This window comes from Dyadobacter sp. NIV53 (assembly GCF_019711195.1).
In the GTDB taxonomy this organism is placed as follows: Bacteria; Bacteroidota; Bacteroidia; order Cytophagales; family Spirosomataceae; genus Dyadobacter.
The window spans coordinates 6,819,992-6,845,744 of sequence record NZ_CP081299.1 but is presented as its reverse complement, the minus strand read 5'-3'; the positions used below and the strand labels follow the sequence as shown (position 1 = coordinate 6,845,744).

20 protein-coding genes and 1 pseudogene are annotated in these 25,753 nt (G+C 39.6%); 11 read left to right on the top strand and 10 right to left on the bottom strand.

Annotated features, from left to right (window positions below; translation table 11 throughout):
- Window positions 1–70: 70 nt before the first annotated feature.
- Window positions 71–1,651, bottom strand: a complete 1,581-nt coding sequence (locus KZC02_RS28025; protein ID WP_221391690.1) for a RagB/SusD family nutrient uptake outer membrane protein — start codon at window positions 1,649–1,651, stop codon at window positions 71–73.
- 18 nt (window positions 1,652–1,669) lie between these two features.
- Window positions 1,670–5,101 (bottom strand): TonB-dependent receptor, encoded by a 3,432-nt coding sequence (locus tag KZC02_RS28020; protein WP_229253852.1) that lies wholly within the window; start codon window positions 5,099–5,101, stop codon window positions 1,670–1,672.
- Between the two features lie 322 nt (window positions 5,102–5,423).
- Between KZC02_RS28020 and KZC02_RS28015 the strand changes: the two genes are divergently transcribed.
- A complete protein-coding gene (locus tag KZC02_RS28015; RefSeq protein ID WP_221391688.1) occupies window positions 5,424–5,819 on the top strand; it encodes a hypothetical protein in 396 nt (131 codons plus the stop codon).
- A gap of 78 nt (window positions 5,820–5,897) precedes the next feature.
- Here KZC02_RS28015 and KZC02_RS28010 read toward each other — a convergent pair whose 3' ends face one another.
- Window positions 5,898–8,003: a M43 family zinc metalloprotease gene (locus tag KZC02_RS28010; RefSeq protein ID WP_229253851.1), complete on the bottom strand. Its 2,106-nt coding sequence runs from the start codon at window positions 8,001–8,003 to the stop codon at window positions 5,898–5,900.
- Between the two features lie 301 nt (window positions 8,004–8,304).
- On the opposite strand from KZC02_RS28010, the gene dinB reads away from it, so the two are divergent.
- Window positions 8,305–9,408: a DNA polymerase IV gene (gene dinB / locus KZC02_RS28005; protein WP_221391687.1), complete on the top strand. Its 1,104-nt coding sequence runs from the start codon at window positions 8,305–8,307 to the stop codon at window positions 9,406–9,408.
- A gap of 124 nt (window positions 9,409–9,532) precedes the next feature.
- Here dinB and KZC02_RS28000 read toward each other — a convergent pair whose 3' ends face one another.
- Window positions 9,533–10,729 carry a putative sensor domain DACNV-containing protein gene (locus KZC02_RS28000; RefSeq protein ID WP_221391686.1) on the bottom strand — a complete coding sequence of 399 codons (1,197 nt, stop codon included), beginning with the start codon at window positions 10,727–10,729 and terminating at the stop codon, window positions 9,533–9,535.
- A gap of 964 nt (window positions 10,730–11,693) precedes the next feature.
- On the opposite strand from KZC02_RS28000, the gene KZC02_RS27995 reads away from it, so the two are divergent.
- The 5 genes and pseudogenes from KZC02_RS27995 (at window position 11,694) to KZC02_RS27970 (ending at window position 17,469) form a co-directional block, all read left to right on the top strand.
- Complete coding sequence (locus KZC02_RS27995; RefSeq protein WP_221391685.1) at window positions 11,694–12,677, top strand: glycosyltransferase family 2 protein; 984 nt, start codon at window positions 11,694–11,696, stop codon at window positions 12,675–12,677.
- A gap of 114 nt (window positions 12,678–12,791) precedes the next feature.
- The gene (locus tag KZC02_RS27990) at window positions 12,792–14,615 is read left to right on the top strand and encodes an ABC transporter ATP-binding protein (RefSeq protein WP_221391684.1); all 1,824 of its coding nucleotides are present in this window, start codon (window positions 12,792–12,794) and stop codon (window positions 14,613–14,615) included.
- Between the two features lie 57 nt (window positions 14,616–14,672).
- Window positions 14,673–15,617: a hypothetical protein gene (locus tag KZC02_RS27985; RefSeq protein WP_221391683.1), complete on the top strand. Its 945-nt coding sequence runs from the start codon at window positions 14,673–14,675 to the stop codon at window positions 15,615–15,617.
- A 17-nt stretch (window positions 15,618–15,634) separates the two neighbouring features.
- Window positions 15,635–16,470 (top strand): annotated as a pseudogene (locus tag KZC02_RS27980) (DUF5672 family protein).
- Between the two features lie 30 nt (window positions 16,471–16,500).
- Complete coding sequence (locus tag KZC02_RS27970; protein WP_221391680.1) at window positions 16,501–17,469, top strand: glycosyltransferase family 2 protein; 969 nt, start codon at window positions 16,501–16,503, stop codon at window positions 17,467–17,469.
- Window positions 17,470–17,472: 3 nt separating this feature from the next.
- Here KZC02_RS27970 and KZC02_RS27965 read toward each other — a convergent pair whose 3' ends face one another.
- The 5 genes from KZC02_RS27965 to KZC02_RS27945 all read right to left on the bottom strand — a co-directional run bounded on the left by KZC02_RS27965 (window position 17,473) and on the right by KZC02_RS27945 (window position 22,552).
- On the bottom strand, window positions 17,473–18,360 hold the full coding sequence (locus KZC02_RS27965) for a glycosyltransferase (RefSeq protein ID WP_221391679.1): 888 nt from the start codon (window positions 18,358–18,360) through the stop codon (window positions 17,473–17,475).
- Between the two features lie 8 nt (window positions 18,361–18,368).
- Window positions 18,369–19,292, bottom strand: a complete 924-nt coding sequence (locus KZC02_RS27960) for a glycosyltransferase (protein WP_221391678.1) — start codon at window positions 19,290–19,292, stop codon at window positions 18,369–18,371.
- Window positions 19,293–19,296: 4 nt separating this feature from the next.
- A complete protein-coding gene (locus KZC02_RS27955; RefSeq protein WP_221391677.1) occupies window positions 19,297–20,226 on the bottom strand; it encodes an aldo/keto reductase in 930 nt (309 codons plus the stop codon).
- A 102-nt stretch (window positions 20,227–20,328) separates the two neighbouring features.
- Complete coding sequence (locus KZC02_RS27950; protein WP_221391676.1) at window positions 20,329–20,733, bottom strand: hypothetical protein; 405 nt, start codon at window positions 20,731–20,733, stop codon at window positions 20,329–20,331.
- 97 nt (window positions 20,734–20,830) lie between these two features.
- Window positions 20,831–22,552 (bottom strand): hypothetical protein, encoded by a 1,722-nt coding sequence (locus tag KZC02_RS27945; protein WP_221391675.1) that lies wholly within the window; start codon window positions 22,550–22,552, stop codon window positions 20,831–20,833.
- 225 nt (window positions 22,553–22,777) lie between these two features.
- On the opposite strand from KZC02_RS27945, the gene KZC02_RS27940 reads away from it, so the two are divergent.
- On the top strand, window positions 22,778–23,572 hold the full coding sequence (locus tag KZC02_RS27940) for a DUF3050 domain-containing protein (protein WP_221391674.1): 795 nt from the start codon (window positions 22,778–22,780) through the stop codon (window positions 23,570–23,572).
- A gap of 123 nt (window positions 23,573–23,695) precedes the next feature.
- Here the strand turns inward: KZC02_RS27940 and KZC02_RS27935 are convergent, their stop codons facing one another.
- Window positions 23,696–24,133, bottom strand: coding sequence for a hypothetical protein (locus KZC02_RS27935; RefSeq protein WP_221391673.1), 438 nt, complete (start codon window positions 24,131–24,133; stop codon window positions 23,696–23,698).
- A 210-nt stretch (window positions 24,134–24,343) separates the two neighbouring features.
- Between KZC02_RS27935 and KZC02_RS27930 the strand changes: the two genes are divergently transcribed.
- Genes KZC02_RS27930 through KZC02_RS27925 form a run of 3 tightly spaced genes read left to right on the top strand, consistent with a single transcriptional unit; the run spans window position 24,344 to window position 25,697 of the window.
- Window positions 24,344–24,916, top strand: coding sequence for a GDSL-type esterase/lipase family protein (locus KZC02_RS27930; RefSeq protein ID WP_221391672.1), 573 nt, complete (start codon window positions 24,344–24,346; stop codon window positions 24,914–24,916).
- 56 nt (window positions 24,917–24,972) lie between these two features.
- A complete protein-coding gene (locus tag KZC02_RS32250) occupies window positions 24,973–25,125 on the top strand; it encodes a hypothetical protein (protein WP_229253850.1) in 153 nt (50 codons plus the stop codon).
- Window positions 25,122–25,697, top strand: a complete 576-nt coding sequence (locus KZC02_RS27925) for an alpha/beta fold hydrolase (protein WP_229253849.1) — start codon at window positions 25,122–25,124, stop codon at window positions 25,695–25,697. The genes KZC02_RS32250 and KZC02_RS27925 overlap by 4 nt, the downstream gene beginning before the upstream one ends.
- Window positions 25,698–25,753: the final 56 nt, after the last annotated feature.

The following is a 25,753-nucleotide window of genomic DNA, read 5'->3' as shown; positions in this document are numbered from 1 at the left end:
TATAAACTTTTAATAAAATAATGCGCAGTTCCGGCAGAACCACGCATTATAACAAAAAGCTAAACTCCTTTTACCAACCGTCGTTTTGTTTAAGTTTTGGATTGGCATCAATCTGCGACTGCGGGATTGGATATATTTCCAGTTTGGGCGTATACGGCAGCAGAATATTGTCAACGATCTGATCCGGTGACATGGCGGCAATTTCCTGGCTTAATGTTCCCCAGCGGCGGATATCAAAAACAGTCGTAAATTCTCCTGTTAATTCCAACCGCCGCTCTTTGCGAATGGCGGCGCGGACATCTGCAACGGTTGCAGCTTTGGAAAGTGTTGCTTTGGCCCTAGCTCTTACCCTATTTAAAATGGGCAATGCTTCCGCAGGTTTTCCTGTTTCTACCAGCGCCTCAGCCAGACAAAGTAATACATCTGAAAAACGCATTTCAATCAAATCTGCTCCGTAACCCTGCACGGCTGCACCAGCGGCACGCGGCTCCCTGGCCATTTTGCCAAACGCAATTCCATACTTATAATCACTGCGGCTGATTGGTTGCCTCGTTCTTTTGTTCATATAATTCCCTAATTCCGAATCATATATAATGCTATCGCCAGGCTGGACGTCAGTTCTGCCGACCCCCTTGAAAACGTATTTTGGAACAAGTGTAAAATCCCTTCGGATGTCAGTTGCTTCAAACAATTTATAATAATCGTAAGTCAGGCCGTAATTGGTTTGTTCGTCTCCGTTCACCAGGCCGGGAGGAAATAAATTAAATGGCAGAATGTTGCCATTTGGATTGGAAGAATTTACAAAGTAGCTGAAAGACAATACGATTTCACGGTTTCTTTCATTTCCTAAAGAAAAGACATTGGCAAAATCAGGCTGTAATTCAAAATCATATTTTTCTTCATTTACGCTTCCAACCACTTCGTTTAACTTATCAGCTGCTTTCTGGTAATTTTCCGTTTTGCTCAATGGCTTTCCTGCCATAGTCAGAAATACTTTTCCCAGCATAGCTTTCGCAGCCCCCGCCGATACACGCCCCAGCTCTACTCCTCCCCTTGAATCCGGAAGATTGGCTTCTGCAAAGGTTAAGTCCGCAATGATCGCATCATAGACTTCAGCGTCTGTGTTTTTTGGGCCAAATATAAGATCAGTATCTTTTAATGAATTAATTTCAGTCAGGATAAGCGGAACTCCACCAAAATATCTGACCAGATTGAAATAAGCATAGGCGCGTAAAAATCTGGCTTCTGCAATATAAGGATCAGCTTCCTCTTCCTTGCCGGGAACTGCCAGCGTTGCATTGGCAATAACAGTATTTGCCCTGAATATGATCTTATAAAATCTTCCCCAAACCGCTTCGAAAGCGCCTGAGCCTGGAACGTGGGCAAACCGGTAATAAGGATCGGCGCCAATGCCTATACAGGCTGTTGCATAACGGTGACCCGATTCACTGAGAATAAAACGGCTGCTGATATCTGTAAAATCAGGTGCTGTCCATGCCTGGTAAACGCCGATTGTGGCCTGGTTCAGCCCTTCTTCATCTTTAAAAACAACCTCTTTGCTTAATGAAGAAAAAGGCGTTTCTTCCAGATTTTCTTTGCAGGAAACAAAACTGAATAATATAAATGCGGAAATAATTAAACGGTATATCATATCTGTGGAAAGCCAGGATTAAAAATTACATGAAAAACCTATGGTATAAGAACGCTGGGAAGGATACGCGCCATAATCAATCCCCTGCTGAAGCAGCGACTGTGCATAAGAACTTACCTCAGGATCAAAACCTGTATATTTTGTAAGCGTGAACAGATTGGTGGCAGTACCAAACAAGCGCGGATTTTGTACTGGTCCAAATCTTGGAAAAGTATAAGAAAGCGATAGCATTTTCAGCCTCACAAAACTTCCGTCCTCTATCATTGTGGAGTTAATATCACCAGAAGCAATACCTCTCTGAATTCCCGGATATTTGGGATTATTATGGATATTGGATTCTGTATAGCGGTTGTTATACCAATCTTCGGACTGATTGAAACCTACTCCGCCAAAATCCACAACGCCATTGTTGATGTAAAAATTGGTCAGGTTCAACACATCATTCCCAACAGAACCCGTTACAAGTGCACTGACAGAAAAGTTTTTCCAGGTAATATCATTCGTCCAGCCAAAGGTAAAATCAGGTGTGGATTTACCAAGAATAACACGGTCATCAGCATCCACCCGGTTACTTCCATCCGTATCGGCATAAATCCAGGAACCATAAACTGGAGTTCCTTTTGAACCTGTGGGTGCAGGGCCTTCAAATGTTGGAAAAGTTGGATTACCATTGCTATCAAAATCTGTGGTTTGAGTCAAACCAGCTACCTTATATCCAAAGAACTGGCCGACTTCCTGTCCCGGAGTTAATATTCCGGATACCCCACCCAACAGATTGCCATTAATAGTAACGAAATCAGACTGTGTTCTTTCACCCAGATCAATCAGAGTATTCAGGTTTCTTGAAATGTTAAGACGTGAAGAAAAGGTCACATTCTTCCTTTTTACAATATTTGCCTGAATACTTAATTCAAGCCCCCGGTTTCGCATGGTCCCATAATTATCAATGATGGAATTTACCCCAGACTGTGTAGGTAACCTCCGGTATTGCAGCAGGTCAGTAGTCGTTTTATTGTAATAATCAAAGCTGAATACAAGACGGTCATTGGCAGTGTTAAAATCTGCCCCGGCATTAAACTGACGTGTCCGTTCCCAGGAAAGGTTCGGGTTGGCAAGTGTTGTCGGATAAATGCCTGTCCCGATCGTATTGTCACCTTCGCCAAGCTGATAAAAACTACTGCTGTACTGGGACAAAGATGAATAGGGACCGATAGCCTGGCTTCCTGTTTCACCGTACGATGCCCTTAGTTTACTATTTGAAATGAATTTCACTTCTTTCATGAAATCTTCAGCATCCAGGTTCCAGGCTAATGCCACTGAAGGGAATAATCCGTATTTTCTGTTTTCTGCAAAAGCCGACGACCCGTCTACACGTACAGATGTATTTAAGACATATTTCCCTTTAAAAGAATAGTTAGCGCGCACAAAAGCAGATTGCAGAATTCGTTCTTCTTTATACGAACCGATATTTTGGAATTGGGCACTCCCGATATTGTCAACACCGAAGTAGGGAACATCGAAACCTGATGAATTGGTGTTGACGAAATCAACAATCTGGTCGTTATATTCTACACCCAAAGTAGTATTGAGGTAATGATTCTTCTTAAATGTTTTCTCGTATTGAAAATAAGCGTTTACATTATAACTGTATGTATTAGACGTATTATTGCTGCCTCTACCTTTTACCTGGTTTCCCTCTGCTGTACTTGGTGGCAAAAATACATTTCGCCTTGTCAGGTTCTGGTTCGTTCCCAGGCTGACTACCAGTTGCAAGCCATTCACAATCTTGAAATAATTTTCAATGTTAATTACAGAAAAATCATTCTTGGTTACATCTGTTTTGGCCATCAGTTCATTGTAAGGATTGGCAAAATAATAACCCTGATAATTCGGGATTCCCAGACTATTATTTCCCAAATAATCCAATGGCAGCGTTGGTGCAGCACGCAAACCATCCATTAATCCTCCTGAATTTGGCCAGGCTCTGGAAGCCGTTACTGCACGGTTGGAGTTCTGACGGGTAAATGCAAACTGGCCTTTTACCGTATACCAGTTGTTGATCTCATTGTTCAGATTAGCACGGATACTTGCGCGGTTGTTGTCGGAATTGATGATTGTCCCTTTTTCCTTCAGATAATTTCCCGAGATATAATAGGACGACTTTGCACTTCCACCCGATAAGCTCAGCGTAACATCCTGACGAAAACTTGGCTGTGTTACGGCCGCAACCCAATCTGTGTTGGTTAAAGCACTATCCAGATTGCCGAATGGTGGTACCCGTCCGCTCAGGCTATAACTTTCATTGATGATTTCAGCATACTGACGGGAATTCATCATTTTTATTGGGTTCGAAACAGTTCCAAAAGACGTTTTATTTACAAGTTCCACCCTGCCGGTGCCTCTTTTACCAGCTTTGGTTGTGATCAGAATAACGCCATTAGCACCTCTTGACCCATAAATAGCAGTGGCAGAAGCATCTTTCAGAACCTCCATACTTTCGATATCATTGGGATTGATCCCATATAATCCGTTCTGTGTATATGCTCCGGTAAAATTGGCACCGGCCTCACGATAAGCAGGCATAGGAAATCCGTCGATCACATAAAGCGGTTCATTATTACCGCTCAAAGAGTTGTTACCACGGATACGAACTACCGAAGCAGCACCAGGTTCCCCCGAAGTTTCTACAATCTGCACACCTGTTGTTCGTCCTTGTAATGCCTGGTCCAGGGTGTTAACAACAGCCGATTTGTATTCTCCGGAAGAAACCCTGGAAGTTGAACTTGCCAGATCGCGCTTGCTTTGGGCCCCGTAACCAACAACAACAACTTCCTTTAAGGCTTTTGCCTCCGGTACCAACTGAATATTGTAAGTGGCTTGTTTGCGGACAGGAATTTCCTGTGTGGTAAATCCGACATAGCTAAAAATCATTATTGCCTTAGCCGGCACTTTTATATCAAAAGCACCTTCCGGAGTTGTAACTGCTTGTATTTTAGTATTTTTAATCAAAACACTAACACCAGGCAAACCCGTCCCATTCTCATCTACCACTGTTCCCTTAACAGCTCTTGCGCCAACTCCAACGGAAGGAATAGAATCATTACTTACTTTGACAGACGTTGTATCCTGTGTTTGAATGATTGATTTTGTAACATTTCCCGGGATTTTTTCCATCGCGGTACTGTCAGAGATCTTTGACGAGTCGGGCCTTATAGTGGCTGGTTTCGAGATTGTATCTGTTTTTACAGCCGGTTTGGAAGTAGAATCGGATTGTGGTTTTGACTTTACCAGCGTATCAGTGGTAATTGGTTTCGGGATTGTATCACTACCAGCTTGCTGACCGCTGACCTTAAAAGAAATGCTGAAAAAAATAAAGAGCTGAAAAAAAATTGTCTTTTTAAAAAGAACAAACCCGGATTGCCACCCGTTAAATCGTTGAGTTTTAAACATATCATTGCTAGCTGGATGAGGTAAAATACTTCTGAAATTGCAGTCATTCAGAAAAATGCTGGAACAAAAACCATACCCCTCCATTTGATTTTAAAAAACCAGACACAACTTCGTATAGTATTTGGTTGTTTATAATTCTTTTTTTCAATATTATACACAGAAAGAGTTGGTCTTAATATTTTATTTTCATAAAATCCACTAAAAGAGCTGAATTTATCTTTGGAAAAAAGCCGTTACCGATTACATTTGTCAAAATGCTCCGCTATCAGGGTATACGCCAAAGTCAATTTATTTGAAAGACTATAGAAAAACATACAACACCATGAGCCAGGAACAACTGCTAACCGCCGATTATATTGATTCTCAAATAGGAAACATTATTGAATATTATATCCGCTGGGACTTTGAAGAGGACCCATTTTATGGAAAAGCCAGAATTAAAGGTTTGGCTGACGATGATTTTGGCAAATTGAAAATCATCTGTGATGTGATCACAGGGAGTGATTTAGGATTAGCCTATGAAGAGGAAGAAGTTTTTATGCATTCTGATAACCGTCCGGTTTATTCTGGCCCGCTACCTGAAATATATTCGGCAAACTGGGTTTCTACGGATGGTAAAAAGAAAAAACAGATTTTCATTTCTCCTCCTTCTGAAAATGCAAAAGAGTTTGCCGTTTCGCAAACGAATAGTAAAGTAATTGTGAAACGCATATTGTAAGAAAATAGACAAACGAAAGAAAGCCGGCTGAAAAATCAGCCGGCTTTCTTTCGTTTTACCAGATTCAAAAATTAAATCCTATTTTACTTTAACAAATTTCCTGGTCAAAATCTTATCTTCAAAAACTGCCTTCACTATATAAAGCCCGGCAGAAGCATAAGTCAGATCGAAATTGTAGATATTAGTGGTGACGACGCCATTTGTAATCAGCTTGTCCTCAATTAATTGTCCGGAAGTATTGTAAATATAGATCCCTTTTAAATTGGCAGGATGCGGATAAAACTGGACTGATATAGCTCCGTCAGTCGGGTTTGGCGATACCAGAAAACCTGCTTCCTTCAAATTTGGGTTAACTGTTACTGTCCTGATATTGATGTCGTCCAGGTAAATATCATTTTCATTACCATTGATATTCAGGAAAGCAACCAGAATATCTCCGCTGGAAATAAATTGACCTATATTAATTTCTTCCTGACGCCATTCGCCTGATCCGGGCTGGAAAGCTGTTCTGGTTGCACCCGATCTCGTAATGAGCGTTGATCCCCACTTTTTATAAACGCTGGTATAAGTCTTGCCGCAGTCCGTACTGACAAGCACCTGTAAAGTATCCCATACATTATTTTGAGCCGATGAACTTGTATATGTGGCCGCGGCAACCTGGAATGATACAAAAGCAGAGTCAGCGTTGGCAATATTGACTGTGGGGCTGCGCAAATAATCTTTTTGCCCGACAGCCTCATTATCAAAGTTGGCGATCCGGACTGATGCTGAACCCGTTTTGGAGCCAGCAGATGTTTTCTCCCAGCTGCTTCCGCCATCCTCATTTACAATATCCCATTTCTCGGGAAGGAAAGTACTTTCAAAGCTTTCAGTTACCGGGGCGGCAATTGGTGCGTAATACATAAAATCCAGGCTGATTTCGTCATTTGCTGTATTTTCGTCTGCCGCTCCATTCGGATTTGAGCCGGTAACCGTTAGTACGTGATTACCTTCGCCAACCGTCAAAGCAGGTAATGTTACAGTTACTTCACCATACGTCGAAAGGGATCCGGTCCAGTTGAAACTTGTGGTATTTCCATTCGAAATGCTGGTTGTAATAGTGACGGAATTAAGCGTTTCCAATCCCTGGTTTCTCAATACAACCTGGGGAATAAATGTGCCGCTGCATAACCGCTGATCCGGGGAAACAATGGACTTAATATACGCATCTTTATTGGCAAGATTAACAGGAGTACAGGCATTGGAAGATCCAAGCGAAGAACGCAGATTGGCGTAAACCTGCTGCATATGAGCTACTTGCAAAGTCGTAAACATGAACAAAGCAGCGTCAGGTGTGTAATCCATATAATTCTGATACATAATTCCCGGTGAAGCTGTTGTACAGTTGTCCGTCAAAATACCAGTATGCAAAGCCGTTGTACTGTTCCCCTGGTTGGGTGTATCCGCTATTCCGTCGGATCCGTTGCATGAACCATTATCATCACCCCAGATATGGTACAGGTCAAAATAGTGTCCGGTTTCATGCGTCAGCGTTTTTCCCAGGTTATAGCCCGTAGCATTGCCTCCCGGCAAACTGGCATAGTCAATCACAACGCCTTGCTCATCGGGAATGCCATCGTCAGGAAATGTGGCATAACCCAGGATATCGTTTGACAGATCACATATCCAGATATTAAAATATCGATCAGGATCCCAGGCATCTGTTCCGCCGGTTGTGCTGTGTTTTACGTCACTGGTGGTATATACAAAGGATGATCTTGTAGTTGTATCCCTGTGAATACCAGTAGCAGTTTCATCATTAGGAGTTCGTTGTGCCATACAAAACTGAATACCTGATTCGCCGTAAATATTTAAAAAGGCTGGTTGTATCCTTGAATCCGATCTGTGGTTTAAGCCTGCATAATCGCGGTTTAAAGTATCAAGCTGTGCCTGTATCTGGGCATCCGTCACTTGCACTTGTGACTGCCTGCTGAGCACTACATGAAAAACGACCGGAATTGTAATAGCCTCAGCGGTTTTCAGGGATTGTCCCGATGCAATACGTGCATTGATGATCTTTTCAAGCTGAGTTCTTCTGTTGTCAAATGTGATTTTCAAAGCTGGATTAACCTGAAATTTTTTATCCAGTAATTCCATTGACCCGCATCGGCTTTGTGCCATCAGATCAAATGAAAATAAGATCATGGCAAAGCATATTGAGAATCTTATTAAAGATTTTGTCTCTGGTAATTTTGTAAGCATTGTAATAGCAGGGAATAAACATTAGGCAAAAGGATTGTCGGCTGGTTACATTTCGACAGCTCCTGAATTACTTATACTTACGTAAAACTGACAAAAAATGATGCAGAACCTGACCGATTTAATTCCATTTTAATTAACTAAGCTTACCCGGCAAACTTTTATTATCTTGAATTTCCCTGTGGTTTCATTTGTTTTGAAATTGCAATGGCTTTAAAAAATTTGGTATACAAAAAAAGTAGATGATATGGAAAAACCCGCCACGACAGTCCGTAAGATCATTCATATAGATATGGATGCCTTTTATGCTTCTGTTGAGCAGCGTGATAATCCTGATTACAGAGGCAAACCCATTGCTGTCGGAGGCTCGCCTAACGGCCGTGGCGTGGTAGCAGCGGCAAGTTACGAAGCAAGAAAATTTGGAGTACGATCAGCTATGTCATCCCGAAAAGCCATACAGCTTTGCCCGGATATTATATTTGTATACCCGCGATTCGAAGCTTATAAAGCGGTTTCCAAAAGTATACGGGAAATCTTCCAACGTTATACTGATATCATTGAACCGCTTTCACTGGATGAGGCTTATCTGGATGTTACCAGTGATAAATTAAAAATTGGTTCAGCATTGGAGATCGCCAAACAGATCAGGCTGGCTATTAGAACTGAATTGAATCTGACTGCATCTGCCGGCATATCTACTAATAAATTTGTTGCAAAAATTGCTTCAGATATCAATAAGCCTGACGGTATTACATTTATCGGCCCTTCAAAAATTGAGCGTTTTATCAATGACTTACCTGTTGAAAAGTTTTTTGGTGTGGGGAAAGTAACAGCTGAAAAGATGAAAAAAATGAATCTTTTTACAGGAGCTGACCTGAAAAAACTTTCTGAAAACGATCTGGTGAAACATTTCGGAAAAACTGGCCATTTTTATTATAAAATAGTAAGAGGAATTGATGAACGGGAAGTCCAGACGCATAGGGAAACGAAGTCGCTGGGTGCTGAAGATACCTTTATGCATGATCTGGAAACTATCGAAGAAATGCACGAAGAGCTGGATAAAATAGCAATTACTGTATTTAACCGGTTGCAAAAAAACAAACTGGAAGGAAGAACAATTACCCTTAAAATAAAATACAGCGATTTTACCCAGATCACCCGCAATATTTCTTTTTCTCACCCGGTCAGTGATTTTAACACGATTCTGGAAACTTCGAAACAGCTACTGGAAAAAGTGGATATGGAAGAAAAGACAGTGAGATTGCTAGGAATTTCCTTATCCAATTTTGGAGAAATAGAAACCAAGCCTCGGAAACCAAGAAATCCTGAGCAGCTGGAGTTATTTGAGTAGAAGTACGGGTTGGTTACACAGAGGGGCATAGAGGAAAAAAGAGAGCCACAGAGAATCATTAAAATTAACCTCTGTGGCACTCTTTCCCATTTCTCTGTGCCCCTCGGGTAACCAGCCTGTACTTCTATAACAACAAAGCATCCACCCGGTGCGCCTGTACTTTTCCTTCGCAGGCCGACCAGGAGAAAATAGTGAAACGGCCATCCTGTGAAGCCACAAGGGCAATGGCATCATGCTGATCGTGAACAAACTGGGCTGCCGACAAATGCCTGGTTCCTCCATTTTGGACCGGATGCACTATCACTCCTTTATTTCCAATAATAGGCTCGGTCACAAGCATTTCCTCAACCGGTTGTCCATTGGGCGATCTGCCTATTTTGGCCCCGAAAGCCATAAGTTCATACTTGTCGTTGATGACAGTAGCACCGTCAACAGCAGTTAATCCTGCCAGATTATAGATGGCGGCATTCAGCTTGCTTTGCCATAAAACAGCATTAATATCCTCAGAATGCGGCTTCTGCAATTCTGCCAATTCCGAAAATGCAGGTTCAACGGCATAAGCAATCGGATGGATTATAGATTCCCGCCAGGCTTCTTTGCCGGCTGGAACAACCAGCAAAATTCCGCCGCGCCCGTGATCTCTCATAGAAACCGACAACTGTACCAGAATATTAAGTGAATCGTTCCAAATGGAAGACGATGCAAATCCCATCATTGAATTGATCAGAGACGGACAATCGCGTACTTTCCCGCTTTCTTCATTAACAACCTTTACCTGGTCTCCTTTTAAAACAGCCACATTGACAAACTTTCCAAAGCCGTCTACCCTCCGGTGTTTGATAACCAACATACCGGGTTCCACGACTTCAAGTACAAAACACAATCCCGGAATCACACGTGTAGTGCCCCAAATATACATTTCATTACCTTCCTGCCATACTCCCAGATGTATTCCGGAACGCTCTACAGCTGGTGCCAGTTTAGTAAGACTATTGGCTGTAAAAGGAAGGCGTTCACCAAATTTCAATGGTTTTTCAACATCCTCCGGGGCCAGAAATGCAATAGATACTTTCGGCGACCTTCCCTCCTCTCTTCTCAGGCTCGCCCAAAAAGTGGTGTCAATAATGGTTTCAATGGTACTTGCTCCTGGTTTTGGAGCAAGTTCATACTCATAATGGCGCTTCGCCGAAGTATGATGACGATCAAAATGATTTGCAACCAACCCTGCTACTGCACGTGCCGCTTTATATGTAGTAACCGGCACTGTATCACCAATTTCTGAACCTTCGTAATTATCTATTGTAATCTTCGATGGTTTCATGCAATTATTTTTCAAAATACCTTCCATACTTGTTTTTTAAAACGATGATTGGTCTGTAGAAGCTATAATTAAGTCAACAATCAGAAATTACAAAAAGTTGAAATATAACCATACTTAATACTAAGCGAACTAATTGCTGTATAAAACAGTATCTTGTGCAGGATCCAGGGTTAACTAACTGGCTAAAATCTGTTCTTTAAACAAAACATCAGGTTTTTCGATATATTAATTACGAAGTTTTAATACAAAATCTGATTTATCAAAAGTAATTTTCCTATAAACGTTGAGAATATTTTTACTCAGAATGAATTTAATTCATTACGTTAAAAGAAAACACACGTATTGATTATCAGAGCTTTCAATATTTTTATTCAAAATATTAAATCAAACATCAATAATTTTTTACTTCAGTTTACAACCATTTCGAACCTTCTCACGTCATATTAAAAGTTAATACAAAAAGTCTGGTACAGAGCGGAAACATTATTTCGGGTAACAATCCAGATTAAGTATCATTCGTTTTACGTTAAATCGTTAATTTCTGGTTTGAATTAAATTTTAAATTAGGATCAAATCAACAAATTTTAATAAAGTAACTTTAAGATGACATTAAAAAAGTATATTCCGGTAAGTCTTCCGTTTCTAAACCCCTTTGATTCTCTTCAAAATTATTCTTGCACTTTAATCATTGCAGAACCTAAAACTGTCCTTATTTGACTATTTTCTAACCTATTACACAACTCTTTTTACACAGACTTGTGAAAATAAGCGTATTCATTGTAAAGCTGCTGAATTTTTGATGGTTCAGTTATTGCTAGTACACTGCTTGAATACATGGAAGCAATGACAAAATAAAATGTGAACGTGTGCATGCACGGTTGGCCGGAATTAAAACTACGACACAATCTAACTGTATAATAACTATCTGTTACACACTTTACGGTACACTTAAATTGTAATCTTAATGAGAAGCATCTCTGTGGTGATCCCGAATTATAACGGAAAACATCTGTTCGAAAAATATTTTGAACATAATCTGAATATACTGAAAACACTGGGCACCAATGTCCAGATCATTGTTATTGACGATGCTTCAACAGATGATTCTGTAGCATATCTTCAGCAAAAATATGGTAACCAAATTACTCTGATTCAGAAAGAAATCAATTCAGGATTTTCCAATACCTGTAACCTGGGAATTAAAGAAGCGAAGAACGAGCTGATATTCCTTCTTAACACGGATGTTACACTGGAAATAGGCTACTTTGAAAAGCTTTATAAATATTTTGAAAAGGACGATACATTTGGCGTAATGGGCCGGATCATCGGAATGGATGATGACCTGATCAGGGAAGCGGCCCGTTCGCCTAAGATTATGGGACGTAAAATAAAGTCGAGTGATTTTTTCCGTTTGGAAGACCGCGAATCATTTACGCCTACTTTTTATCTTTCGGGTGCCATAGCATTGATGGATACAAGCAAACTGAAAGCAATTAACGGGTTCAACGAAATGTTCAATCCTTATTATGGCGAAGATCAGGAACTGTCTATCCGTGCATGGAGGCTGGGATGGAAATGTTACTATGAACATAATGCCATCTGCAGGCATGAAGTTTCGGCCAGTACCAAAACCCACAATCACAAAAGAGCCATAAAAAAGATTCATTTCAGGAATCGCTATTATGTGCATTTCCTGCACTTATATGGCATGGACCTGGCTCTGTGGCATATTCAGATTTTGCTTTGTGACGTATTGCTGAGCTTGTTTACTTTCCAATTTTACAAAGTGGAAGCATATATGGATTTTCTCAGAAACCGAAAAGCGCTTCAGATAAAGAAGAACTCATTTAAACGCCAAATGAAACGTTATCATTCAGAGATTGGTATCATTGATGTGATTAGAAATATCCGTATTATGCTGAAATACAAGCATGTAATTAAGCTTTGAGATAAATATTATTATACATTTTATTATTAGCACCTCAGAATGAATAATCTTTGTATCCGCTTTTTGCGGTATTAAAGATTCACGGCCCTTGTTTAAAGAGCCTTAATATAAAAAATGAAGACTTATTTCAGATTATTATCCTTTGCAAAACCCATTGAAAAATTTGCCATTCCTTATGTCATATTAACATTACTGGCAGTAGTTTTCAATACATTACAATTAGCACTTCTCGCCCCGCTGCTTACCACACTTTTTGCAAGCGGATCAGCTAATGCGACTATACTTACAAAGCCGGCTGGCTGGGCTGATGTTACCGGGTACCTCAATTATTTTTCCCAGCAGATCAGTTTTACATATGGCCCATTCGGAGCTTTAAAGTTTGTTTGCGGCGTCATTGTCATAGCAGTTATTCTTGGGAACGTTTTCAGGTATTTCGCACAGCGGATCATGGAAGATTTCCGTATCCATACATTGCTGAACCTTAGGAAATCAGTATTTAACAATGTCATGGATCAGCACGTTGGCTATTTCAGTAACCAGCGTAAAGGTGATATTATCGCTAAAATTGCTTCTGATGTCGGTGCAGTCCAGTTTTCGGTGACAGGAACTTTACAGGTTGTTTTTAAAGAGCCATTACAGCTGACTGCTTATGTTTTCATGCTTTTCTCAATCTCTTTTAAGCTGACCATATTTGCACTGTTGGTCATACCAATTTCTGCATTTGTAATTTCAAAAATTGTAAAGCGGCTGAAAGAACAGGCCACAATGGCGCAGCACATGTTCGGTTTGATGATCAGTTATCTGGATGAGGCACTTTCAGGTATTAAAATCATAAAATCTTTTAATGCTACGGAAGCCATCAAAGATAAATTCGATTCTGAAAACGTAAGGTACTCAGACCTTGGCCGTAAAATGGCACGTCGTCAGCAACTGAGCGGGCCGGTATCTGAATCTCTTAGTGTGGCCATGGTTACGACCATAGTACTTTATGGCGGTTCCCTCATTCTGAACCACCAGTCTGATCTTACAGGCCCTGAATTTGTTACTTACATTGCTCTTTTTTCAAGGATCATGCAACCGGCAAAAGCATTGACAAATTCTTTCAGCGGTATTCACACAGGTTTGGCTGCCGGAGAGCGCGTGCTCGAATTGATTGACCAGAAACCAGAGATAACGGATGCACCCGACGCTGTATCAATTACTTCTTTCAACCATTCGATCAGACTGGAGAATCTGTCCTTTTCTTATCCCGGCAGGACTGTTTTAAAAGATATCAACCTGACCATACCAAAAGGAAAAACAATTGCATTAGTTGGCCCGTCAGGTGGTGGAAAATCGACGCTGATGGATTTGATCCCAAGGTTTACAGAAGTAGAAAGTGGCAGGGTTACAATTGATGGAACTGATGTCAGGAAATTAAAAATGGAATCGCTTTGGTCTCTTATTGGTGTTGTCAACCAGGAATCCATGCTTTTCAATGATACGATTTTTAATAATATTGCTTTTGGCCTGCCTGATGCCACACAGGAGCAAGTAGAACACGCTGCCAGAATTGCCAACGCACATGATTTTATTCTTCAGACCGAACACGGTTATCAAAGTAATATTGGTGACAGGGGAATGAAACTTTCGGGCGGGCAGAAGCAACGGATCTGTATAGCAAGGGCTGTATTGAAAAACCCTCCGATTATGATGCTCGACGAAGCAACATCTGCGCTGGATACGGAATCGGAAAAACTGGTTCAGGAAGCGTTGAATAATTTAATGAAAAACAGGACTTCACTTGTTATTGCGCACCGGTTAAGTACCATTCAAAGTGCTGATATGATCGTAGTGCTGGAAGACGGGCAAATCAATGAACAAGGAACTCATCTCGAACTGCTTCAGCGTAACGGCCTTTACAAAAGGCTGATCGACATGCAAACTTTTAATGATTAAAACCTTGTAATTTTAACCGGTTCTTTATAAACTGGTAATATCCTAAAATCTGTTGACATGTTTAAAAAGCTGAATGTTTTCGAAAAGCTATGGCTTAAACATACAAACCGTCCGTTATATAAAGATTACAAATGGGAACTAGCCAATTATAACCAACAGGAATTCTCAAAGTTTATAACCGGCCTCAACAGATTAACCTCGATTGATAAAATCAGCGAATTTGCGACAACAAGCGGTTTTATCAGCGTAAGCCATAGTGGAAACGCAGGCGATATCATTTATGCGTTGCCAACGCTGAAACGCATACATGAATTAACAGGTGCCCCTATTCATTTATATTTGAGATTGGGCAAGCCGCTTATATTGTCGGGCTATAAAAATCATCCGATGGGCAATGTAAAGCTTAATCAGCGCATGGCAGAAATGCTTAGCCCTCTGCTTATTTCCCAAGCCTATATCCATGTTTGTGAAGTCCATACTGACCAGCCTGTGCATATCGATATGGACTATTTTCATTCCGGCAACATTCCTTTGAAAACGGGAAATATTGCACGCTGGTGCAGCTACATTACGGGGGTTAATCCACAGCTCTGGAAAGCCTGGATTTCTGTCAAACCAGATACAACTTTCAGTAATAGCATTGTAATCGCCAGAAGTGAACGATACCGTAATCATTCAATTAATTATGGATTTCTTAATTCCTATGAAAACCTGGTTTTTATCGGTGTCGAATCTGAATATAACGATATCAAAAAAGTGATTCCTGACATCAAATGGATACAGGTCGATAACTTTATGAAACTGGCCGGTATAATTGCCGGAGCCAAATTTTTTATTGGTAACCAGTCATTTCCCTTTTCGATAGCCGAATCGCTGAAAATCCCGAGGATACTGGAAACTTCGTTTGATATTATCAATGTTATTCCGGAAGGAGAAAACGGATATGATTTTTTCTTTCAGGATCACCTGGAATCCATTGTTAAAATGCTCGACAGCAAATAATTATTAGCATATAACCTATGGGTGATAAAAAACTTGTTGCAGTAGTTGTTCCTTTCTACAAAACATCGTTAAGCGTATTGGAAAGAACATCGCTGGATCAGTGCTTTAAAGTTCTGTCGGAATATCCTATCATTGCTATTAAACCGCAATCTCTGAATTTATCAGAAATACCTGATTATGAACAGTTTTCAGATATCCTTTCATTTGCCGATTCATACTTTAAAAATGTGCAGGGATACAATGAATTAATGCTTTCATCGGATTTTTATCAACGGTTCCCGGGTTTCGAATTCATTCTTATTCATCAGCTTGATGCATTTGTATTTAAAAACGAGCTAAAAACGTGGGCACATAAAGGTTATGATTACATAGGTGCACCCTGGCTTAAACGGATACCAGATCTAAACAACTTTGCTGCCTGGAAAACACGGGTTAAAACAAGATTTTACACCTATTTCAATATTTTTAAATACGGATTACCCAGTGACAGGCAATTTGATAATGTAGTGGGAAACGGAGGATTTTCATTGCGCAGGGTTCAGGTTTTTTATGATCTGTCAATTAAATTCCGGTCTGAAATGGAGGTTTATATTCAAAGAACGGAATATAAATTTCATGAAGACGCTTTCTGGAGTATTGAAGTAAACAGAAAAAAAGAAGATTGAAAATTCCTGATTACAAAGAAGCCCTGTTTTTCTCCTTTGAAAATAATCCGGAAGAATCCCTGAAACATACAAAAAACCAGTTACCTTTTGGATGCCACGCCTGGGATCTGCATTTGAATTTCTGGCGTCCGCATTTTGAAAAATATGGATATTTTTTGCCCGCTCACAGTAACCGGGATTTTAACTAACAACTTATTGCAAGATCAATTCCAATAGAAATGCCTGAAAAAGAAAATACACCATTGGTTTCCATTGCAATTTGTGTTTACAATGGAGAACGATTTCTAAGAGAGCAGCTGGAATCACTTGTTCTGCAGACGTATTCAAATATTGAAATTATTGCCGTTGATGATTACAGTACGGATTCGTCTGTAAAAATACTGGAAGAGTTTGCCGGCAATTATCCTTTTATAAAAATTTACAGGAATGAGCAGAATCTGGGATACGTCAGAAATTTTGAAAAAGCATTAACACTTTGTAATGGTGAATTAATCGCTTTATCGGATCAGGATGATATTTGGGAATTAGATAAAATAAAACTTCAGGCCGAAAACATTCGTGACAACCTGCTAATTTACCATGACTCACGGTTTATAGATGAAAGCGGAAAAGACATGCATAAAAAAATGTCGGATGTGCTTCATTTGTATCGTGGCAACCAACCTGAAACTTTTTTATTATCAAACTGTGTATCAGGCCATAGTTGTGTTTTTAAAAGAGAATTACTGACAGATATTTTACCATTCCACCCAAACCAGTTTCATGATCACTGGATAGCCTACGTAGCGACCAATCTGGGTTCGATTGACTTTATTCCACAATGCCTCGTTGCTTACCGACAGCACACGTCCAGTTCTACCGATATTTTAAACAAAAGGAAAACTCTGGACAAAAGCTATCATGAAAACAGGGATGTAGCCAAATTAAGACGTGAACTTATATGGCTTAAATTGTGTGCAGCTTTTCACCGGAACAGAAACCAGGCTTTTGTTGACAGGTTTACAAGACTTTTTGAGAACCGGATTGATTCTCTTTTTTCTTTTAAGTACGCGGCAATTATAAAAGAAAATTATGATACACTTTACCATAACCACAAATTACGAAAGGGTACAATAAACGGATTCATCTACCGGCAAATGTGGGGATTAAAAGCCAAAACAATCTGGGCTAACTTGTTCAACAGATAAACCTTATTTCCATGTCTGTTTTACAAGATGGAGATAACCTTTAAAAAATAAACGGAATGGCATTCGTTTCGAAGATGTACAGTTCAGAAGCATTTTTTGAATGGCCGCAAATGGGTAATTCCAGCCAAGCATTTGTTCGATCAGTTTTTTTATTGCACGTTTTTCAGTTAAATAAATTTCCTTCTCACTTACATCTGATGTTGTCAAAGGAAGGTATTTATTCCATTTCTGATGTAATTTCAAAATTTCATTCAGCCATGCATTGTTGAAATTACCTTCCGATGCATGTTTCATTAAAATATCGTAACTCACTACAATTCTGTGTTTTCCAAACACGTTCAGGCAAAAATCCAGGTCATATCCATGGAAGCCTTTTAATAATTTCTCATCAAAGAGATTTTTAAGTGCAATGCTTTTCCTGGTGCAAAACCAAACCCCGTCTACACAAACAACGTCGCTAAGCGGTTCATTATAAGGATTGTGATAAGCATGCACTTCTTCTTTACTATCAAGCTTATATCCCTGAAGAATATTCTGATACGACTGGGCAGGATTTTCGAATTCAGGGCAATACCATCCCGATGGTGCCAATGATTTATAACCTCCTCCTGCTACGCCAACAATCCCGATTTCAGGATCTCCTGAAAAAATACGGATTATAGTATTCCCCCAATGCTTTGTTTTTATACTAACATCTTCATGCATGAAACAGATCAGTTCGTATCTAGCCTGTTTAATTCCGACATTGTAAACCTCAGATATTCCTTTTTTACCTTCACTATTATCAAAAGCGATAATTTCATAGGGAATAGCTCCGATTGTACTTTCTATATTTTTCCTTACCAGCAATAAATCTCCGGGATTTGCTGAGCATATGAGAATGGATATCATGAATGGATTTAAAGCGAGGTATGAATGGGCTGATAGACGGGATTTCTCTTTTTGGGCTTCATTTTCATTAATGCAAAACCCAATTTAACCATAAGATTAAATCCTATAAAACTGGACTTCCTGGAATGCCAGACCACATTTATTAAAGCAGATTTAGTAATTCCATTGTCAAGGGAATCCTGAAGAAAGCGTCGAAACGCCCATTTTTCGTTTTGTAACAGATCTCCTTCAATCATGTTATCAGCATTGACGGGCAAAAGATAACTCCATTTTGCGTGCACTTTAAGCATTTCCTCAAACCAGTTCAAATCATAATTCCCCTCCGAAAAATGACGGAGCAATACCTCAAATGTTACAACCACATCATACTTTTCTCCAATAGCCAAAGAAAAATCGAGATCATAACCGTGAAATTTCGTCAGTAACTTTTCGTCAAACGGAGATTCCTGCCAAACTGATTTCCTTGTACTTAGCCAGCAACCATCCACACAAGCAACTTTAGAAAACAATTCCCTTTTGGGGTTATTATAATCATGGCCTTCCTTCTTTTCATCACGCTTATATCCTTGTAATACATTACTGTAAGCACCACCATTAATTTCAAGTCCGTAGTTATACCAGCCGGAAGGAGTTACAGATTTATATCCGCCTCCTGCTACGCCGATCAACCCAATCTTAGGATGCTCAGAAAGCAAATTCACCACTTTACTACCCCAGTCAGGCGTCTTCATTTCAATATCTTCATGCATGAAACATAATGTATCATAACGTGCTTGCCGCGCTCCGGCGTTATAAACTTCACAAATCCCTCGTTGTCCATCACTGTTATTATAAGCAATGATCTCGTAGGGCACACCAACTGTTTGAGAAATGTTTTCTTTAACCTGGTTTAAATCCTGCTCTCTTGCTGAGCAAATAATAACTGAAATCATACTTTTAAATTGACGTGATCCACTCTGCCATCTTCTTCCTGCCATTTTCGTCCGGCAATTTACCAAAACCCGCGCCCATATTATCAATAAGATGTTTTACATCAGAAGTTCCGGGAATAACGCAAGTAACGGCGGCGTTACCCAGAATATATTTGAGAAAGAACTGAGCCCAGGATTTAATATCATAATCTGCCGCCCAAACAGGAAGTTCCTTGCCTTTTACAGTTCTGAACAAAGCTCCCTGTTCAAACGGTTCGTTTATAATTACAGCAACGCCATTATCTTTTGCCGCATTAAGCAAACTTTTTTCTGCATTTCTTGAACGTATAGAATAATTAAACTGAACAAAATCCACCGCCTTGGATTTTACCATTTGTTCGAGTTGCGCATGCGCCGAATCAGTGTAATGCGTAATTCCAATATAACGGACTGTACCATTTGCCTTCCAATCTTTTAGCGTTTTCAGGTGTGTTTGCCAATCCTGTAAATTATGCACCTGCATCAGGTCGATTTTACTCCGTTTCATTTTGCGGAGCGAGTCGTTCATCTGATCTATCCCGGCTTGTTTACCTGTTGTCCATACTTTGGTTGCCAGAAAAAACTGCTCATTCAGTTTCAACTCATCAGTAAGTTCACCGATTACCTGTTCCGCTTTCCCATACATCGGCGACGCGTCTATTACTTTTCCACCCAGTTCCTGCATATTTTTCAAAACAGCTTTGAGCGGGTCCCTTTCATTTAAAGTTGTTCCGACATCAAATTGCTGCCAGGAACCAAGTCCGACAATGGGCAATTTTTCTCCCGAAGAAGGAATTGTACGCGTTAACATAGAAGGAGGTTTTTGTGCGGCTGCATCAAACTGGTTTAGCACCAGAGCACCACTGGCCAACCCGGTAATTTGCAACATTTCACGCCTTGAAAGATTTTGTTTCATAACTGGTAAATATAGTCCTTAATATTTTCAGGATATCTTAAATAGAATTTGACTTTAACTATAATCCAATTGTATAAAGACAACCCTTACAAATCCGGCCTTTCATGACACCCCATTTTTGCAATAGCTTGTCAGCAACAATGTTGAGTCTGATAATGCTTTGATCGAGTGCAGAATATGCGGATGAAAAGCAACTGCCTGTCCTTTCATAACATCCTTTTCGACATCGGCAGTGATGATGACAATTTCGCCCTGAAGTACCATAAGTGTAAAAAATACATTTTCAGTATGGTTACAGATTTCTGCTCCTGTTTTCAGGGCTGTAACTACCATTGTAATTTCGTCTGACTTAAAAACTGTAATACCGTTTCTGTGGTTTTTGTCCCAGCTTTTCTCACTTCTCAACTGTTCTGTAAACGCTGGAATATCCATAAAAACATACGGAGCATCAATAATTCTGCTTCCATCCGGGCGGTTTCTTGTAGCATCGTTACGTTTAATTTCCATGTTATTTTCTTCAATGGTGAATAAGAATCTAATTTAACAAAAGCATAAAGCTTTTTGTCTTAGTTTCCTGGATTTCGTAAAACAATGCTAAAATTCTTTATCGAAGATAAACCGAACCGGTTGGTAACTCGTCTGCGTGGGAAAACGAAACTAAATATTTGGCTTTAAATTCCGCCAATTGTTTAGTTTTATACTGTGCTTCAAGGCTTTGACATAAGCCCAGCAGAGTCCATCCATTACCAGGATTTCTTAATAAATCCTCTCTATACACCATTTCTGCAATGGCCGGTTTTCCTATTTTTAAGAGGTAAGCGCCAAAAAACTGGCGGGCAGAAATCGGCCAGTCGTTCGGCTCTGTATAAATTAATTTATCTTCAATTTCAATGGCATTCATCAGGCTGCTAATAGCCTTATCATTTTCTTTGTGTGAGAATAGTATGGCCGCATTCAGAATTCCCTCAGCTATACCAGCAATTTGAGAAGGTGTATTAAATGGGATGCGCCGCTTTTTTAATATGGGATCTTTCGCTTTGTTCTGGAGTTCAGTAAGCTGTTTCTGAGCTGAAGCAATTTCGTTCATATTAACATAAGCCATTCCTTTTGCAAAATGATGTATTAACCCTGCATAATGCCAACGGGAATCCAGACTGGTACTGTCGCGTAATATTTCTTCCCATTTACCAAGCCGCACCAAAGTAAGCACAGGCAACATATACAGATACTGGTCATACGTGTTTTCGTAAGTTGGAGAAACACTGTTGCGGCAACGCAATGCATTTTGCATCCCCGTTTTATACATCGCACCGCTCATAGCGCAATACGTCTGCACCGCAAAATAATGCGGGCTATGTTTATTTAGATTCAGGTTTTTTGCTAAAACATTGTAACGAAGCAGATTTTCATCAGCCAGATCGTTCACCTCAACTCCTTTCGCATAAAGTCCGTTTCTTTGGTATTCATGACTTGACATATGGACCATGTGCGGTATTCCTGGCAAAAGTGTTTTGAGTTTATCTGCATTATTGAGTGCTACTTCCGGATGACGCGATGCCTCAGTAAGATGAATGTGATAATGCAATGCACCCGGATGATCGGGATTTTTTCTGAGAATGCCCTCACTCAAATCAACCACTTCATTTGTCCACGATTTGGGTGAACCATCGTTATTCCAGAAATCCCAGGGATGTATCAGCATCACGGCATCTACATACAGCGCTTTTATGTCATGATCGTCAGGATATTTTTTTACAAGTTCCCGCATTGCAGACGCATAAGCCAGATTCAGCTCTTTTCTTTTGGAATCAGAGGCATCTAAGGAATACCGAAGATTCATTGCTTTAATTAGTTGTATTTCTTTTTGATCTGGATCGGTCGATATTTCATTCATACGCTTTAAAACAGCCTGAATTTCTGTTGGCATTACATAGGTATGAGCTCCGTTGTAATATGGCCCCATTGCAAGAGCCTGGCCCCAATAAGCCATTATAGCATTGGGATCAAATCTGGATGCTTCCTTAAAAGAGGCCAATGCTTCTTTAAGGTGATAGCCATAATACATATTTAATCCCTGGTCAAAATAAAATTGCGCACTATCCTGCTTTGTGGCAATTCGATAAGAATATTCCCCCCAGCCGGGAAGCGGAACGATGAATTTCCCATTATCGGCAGGGACAATTTGGTTACCTTGATTTGAGCCGCATATAGTAATTTGTTCTGGCCACGATGTAATAATGGATGAAGGATTTTTATAAGAATATATAAAAACCATTACATTCGCAGTTAACATTAATAAAACGAAAAGTAAATTTACATTCTTCATTACGAGCTATTTAATTGATTCATTTTTAAGTAGTATGATTGTACAAAATGAGAATGGCCGATTATTTTGGTCTTCAATTATTAATCTTAAATGGCAAATAAATTACTAAAGCAATTTAAAATTTTAATGCCGGATTAATTAATTTTTGGATTAATATCTGTTATTGTGGTTTGAACTCCCAGCTAAACCAGCGTGTTAGGCTAATCAATATTTAATAATTATTGCATGAACCAACACATTGAAAGAATAACTAAGGCAACTCAACCTTTGAGGGAGCAAATTATCAATCATAAAGTCTATTCTGTTATTACAGATATTGATGATCTGAAAGTCTTTATGCAGTACCATGTTTTTGCGGTTTGGGATTTTATGTCGTTACTAAAAGCGCTGCAAAATAACCTGACCTGTACATCTGTACCCTGGTTTCCAAAGGGTTCTGCCGCAACGAGACATCTGATCAATGAAAATGTTGTAGGTGAAGAATCTGATGTTGACGAATTTGGCAGTAGGATGAGTCATTTTGAATTGTATTTGCAGGCCATGCATCAATGCGGGGCAGACATCTCCCCCATCGAAAAGTTTGTTGAAAAATTAAAGGAAACCGGAGATTTTGATTTGGCATATTCCACTTCAGATACGCCTGATGGAGCACGAAATTTTGTAGACTTCACATTTGAAATTATCAGAAGCAATAAAGATTATTTACAATCAGCGATTTTTACTTTCGGGCGCGAAGATCTGATTCCAGGCATGTTTCATTCCATTGTAAACGACATGCATAAAAATTTTCCGGACAGCATTTCAATCTTCAAATATTACCTGGAAAGACATATTGAAGTGGACGGCGATCATCATAGTCATCTGGCACTGCAAATGACTTCGAATCTTTGTGGGAACAATGAACAATATTGGCAGGAAGCAGAGGAAGCTACTATTGAATCACTACAAAAGAGAATAGATCTTTGGGATAGTGTTTATGAAAAAATCCTGTTGAGGAAAGAGGCAGAGGTTGGGTTGTAATCTTAGAGCTGCAAAAATACAAAATCTGTTTCATAGGGATTCGATATAACAAAAAAGTAGGCCTGGTCAACTGACCAGGCCTCTATTAATTTAACTCCACTAAAGATTAAAATACTGTAATACTTACAATTTCTTTTCAATACTTACACTAATCTCGTATTCTTCAAGAGAAGGATTTGTTGAAGTTTTGGGATATGGCAGCACTTCGGTTACAGTCAGATTATAAGTGCGGTCACCTAATTTGAACTCCTGGCTCCCTGAATTTTTTTCATCACCGCTAAATACTACGTGAACATCTGTTTGATTTTTGCCATCAGACACATTAAATGTCAGATTTGCACTGCCGGCAACGATACATACTGCGTTCGATGGACAACGGCTGTCTGATACTGCAATAAGTTTTGCTGCCAGTTCATCGTCAGAGGTCCTAAAAGACGTTACCTGCTGATTGGATACAACCGCCGTTTTCAATTCAGCAACGGGAACCGGGTTCGAATCATTTTTATTGTCGTAGGCCATCACTGCAAAACAAATCAATCCAAATAAAATTATCTTTTTCATGCTATAGATTTTATCCGTTCATATCTATAAGAAACAAAAGCCCGGTAAATGGTTGTAACGTTACCATAAAATTTTATAATAAAATAATGATTATAGTTTTTACAGCCTGTAATTCGGCACAATCGGTCAAATTATTTTTAAATTGTTGAAGAAACGGTAACAGTTACGTAACATTAGGATGATACATTTGGCAATTATTTTAACAAACTCATGATTTGGTACGAAGATGAAGTGAAGCGTGTGGAAAAGGAATGTGCAAGTCTGAGTTACAAGCCCGAAGCCATTTTTTACGGCAGCTCCAGCATCACGCTCTGGAAAACTTTGTACACTGATTTCGAAGAATTTAAACCTGTAAACCTTGGTTTTGGCGGTTCAACGCTTGCTGCTTGCGGATGGTTTTTTGAGCGGGTCCTTGCTCCTGTTACTTCGGCCAAATGCATTATTATTTATGCCGGCGACAATGATATAGGCGATGGAAGAAATCCACAGGAGGTCAGTTTATTTTATCGTGAACTGCTTCATCAGATACGCGGCAGATTTGGTGATATCCCCTGTTTTTACATTTCCATAAAACCAAGTCTGAAACGTTGGGAACTCATCAAAAATATTCGGGAAACCAACGAGCTCATTCAGCTGGAAGTCAGGAAAGATCCTAACCAGAAATTTATTGATCTTTTTCCTGATATGCTCAACAACCAGGATCATCCCCGTGCTTCGCTTTTCGAGCAGGATGGATTGCATTTAAGTGCAAAAGGATATGAACTTTGGAAAAAAAATTATTGAAAGAAGTATTTATAAAAAGTGAATCATAAAGTTTCAAATCAAATTTACCCTTCATAATGGAAAGAGTTTACCACAAATGGTATAGCCCCGTTCTGGAACGGGATATGGAACTGCTCGTGTTTGGACATTCTGGAATTCCGGTACTTTTTTTCCCACACGATCTGCACGATTTTACGATTTTGAAAACTGGAAAATCATTGATGCTTTGAGGCCTAAAATTGAAGCTGGTGAACTCCGGATATACTGTGTTGACAGTATTGATTGCGAAAGTTTTTACTCTCAGGCGCCACCTCCCCAGCGGATATTAAGGCATATCCAGTACGAAGATTATATTCTTAAAGAAGTAATTCCTTTTATTAAAAAGTCGAATGCTGAAAAGAAACTCATTGTTGCCGGTTGCAGCCTGGGTGGGTATCACGCTGTAAATATTGCATTAAGGCATCCTTCTCTATTTACCAAGGTAGTAGGAATGAGCTCTCGGTATGACCTTACTGTATCATTGCCTTTTTTTGATGATCTTTTCCAGGGCTATTCTGATGAGAATATTTATTACAATATGCCCAATTATTTTGTGCCGCAAATTTCTGATTCGACAATATTAAAACAGCTTAGAAAACTAAAAATAATACTTGTTATTGGACAGGAGGATTCTTTCCTGAATAATAACGAACAGCTAAGCGATGCCTTATCAAAAATCAATGTCGGGCATGATTTATTCATTTGGGAAGAAGAAGCGCACCGTCCGAGATACTGGCGGGAAATGGTTAAATTATATTTGTAAAAAGTACCGGTATAAAATTTTAAATAACAAACAACTTGTAAATGTTCAGTAATAAT

What these genes read in the sequence shown, in the direction of transcription:
- KZC02_RS28025 (WP_221391690.1), bottom strand. Translation starts at nt 1,651, where the DNA reads ATGATATACCGTTTAATTATTTCCGCATTTATATTATTCAGTTTTGTT.
- KZC02_RS28020 (WP_229253852.1), bottom strand. Translation starts at nt 5,101, where the DNA reads ATGTTTAAAACTCAACGATTTAACGGGTGGCAATCCGGGTTTGTTCTT.
- KZC02_RS28015 (WP_221391688.1), top strand. Translation starts at nt 5,424, where the DNA reads ATGAGCCAGGAACAACTGCTAACCGCCGATTATATTGATTCTCAAATA.
- KZC02_RS28010 (WP_229253851.1), bottom strand. Translation starts at nt 8,003, where the DNA reads ATGATCTTATTTTCATTTGATCTGATGGCACAAAGCCGATGCGGGTCA.
- dinB (WP_221391687.1), top strand. Translation starts at nt 8,305, where the DNA reads ATGGAAAAACCCGCCACGACAGTCCGTAAGATCATTCATATAGATATG.
- KZC02_RS28000 (WP_221391686.1), bottom strand. Translation starts at nt 10,729, where the DNA reads ATGAAACCATCGAAGATTACAATAGATAATTACGAAGGTTCAGAAATT.
- KZC02_RS27995 (WP_221391685.1), top strand. Translation starts at nt 11,694, where the DNA reads ATGAGAAGCATCTCTGTGGTGATCCCGAATTATAACGGAAAACATCTG.
- KZC02_RS27990 (WP_221391684.1), top strand. Translation starts at nt 12,792, where the DNA reads ATGAAGACTTATTTCAGATTATTATCCTTTGCAAAACCCATTGAAAAA.
- KZC02_RS27985 (WP_221391683.1), top strand. Translation starts at nt 14,673, where the DNA reads ATGTTTAAAAAGCTGAATGTTTTCGAAAAGCTATGGCTTAAACATACA.
- KZC02_RS27970 (WP_221391680.1), top strand. Translation starts at nt 16,501, where the DNA reads ATGCCTGAAAAAGAAAATACACCATTGGTTTCCATTGCAATTTGTGTT.
- KZC02_RS27965 (WP_221391679.1), bottom strand. Translation starts at nt 18,360, where the DNA reads ATGATATCCATTCTCATATGCTCAGCAAATCCCGGAGATTTATTGCTG.
- KZC02_RS27960 (WP_221391678.1), bottom strand. Translation starts at nt 19,292, where the DNA reads ATGATTTCAGTTATTATTTGCTCAGCAAGAGAGCAGGATTTAAACCAG.
- KZC02_RS27955 (WP_221391677.1), bottom strand. Translation starts at nt 20,226, where the DNA reads ATGAAACAAAATCTTTCAAGGCGTGAAATGTTGCAAATTACCGGGTTG.
- KZC02_RS27950 (WP_221391676.1), bottom strand. Translation starts at nt 20,733, where the DNA reads ATGGAAATTAAACGTAACGATGCTACAAGAAACCGCCCGGATGGAAGC.
- KZC02_RS27945 (WP_221391675.1), bottom strand. Translation starts at nt 22,552, where the DNA reads ATGAAGAATGTAAATTTACTTTTCGTTTTATTAATGTTAACTGCGAAT.
- KZC02_RS27940 (WP_221391674.1), top strand. Translation starts at nt 22,778, where the DNA reads ATGAACCAACACATTGAAAGAATAACTAAGGCAACTCAACCTTTGAGG.
- KZC02_RS27935 (WP_221391673.1), bottom strand. Translation starts at nt 24,133, where the DNA reads ATGAAAAAGATAATTTTATTTGGATTGATTTGTTTTGCAGTGATGGCC.
- KZC02_RS27930 (WP_221391672.1), top strand. Translation starts at nt 24,344, where the DNA reads ATGATTTGGTACGAAGATGAAGTGAAGCGTGTGGAAAAGGAATGTGCA.
- KZC02_RS32250 (WP_229253850.1), top strand. Translation starts at nt 24,973, where the DNA reads ATGGAAAGAGTTTACCACAAATGGTATAGCCCCGTTCTGGAACGGGAT.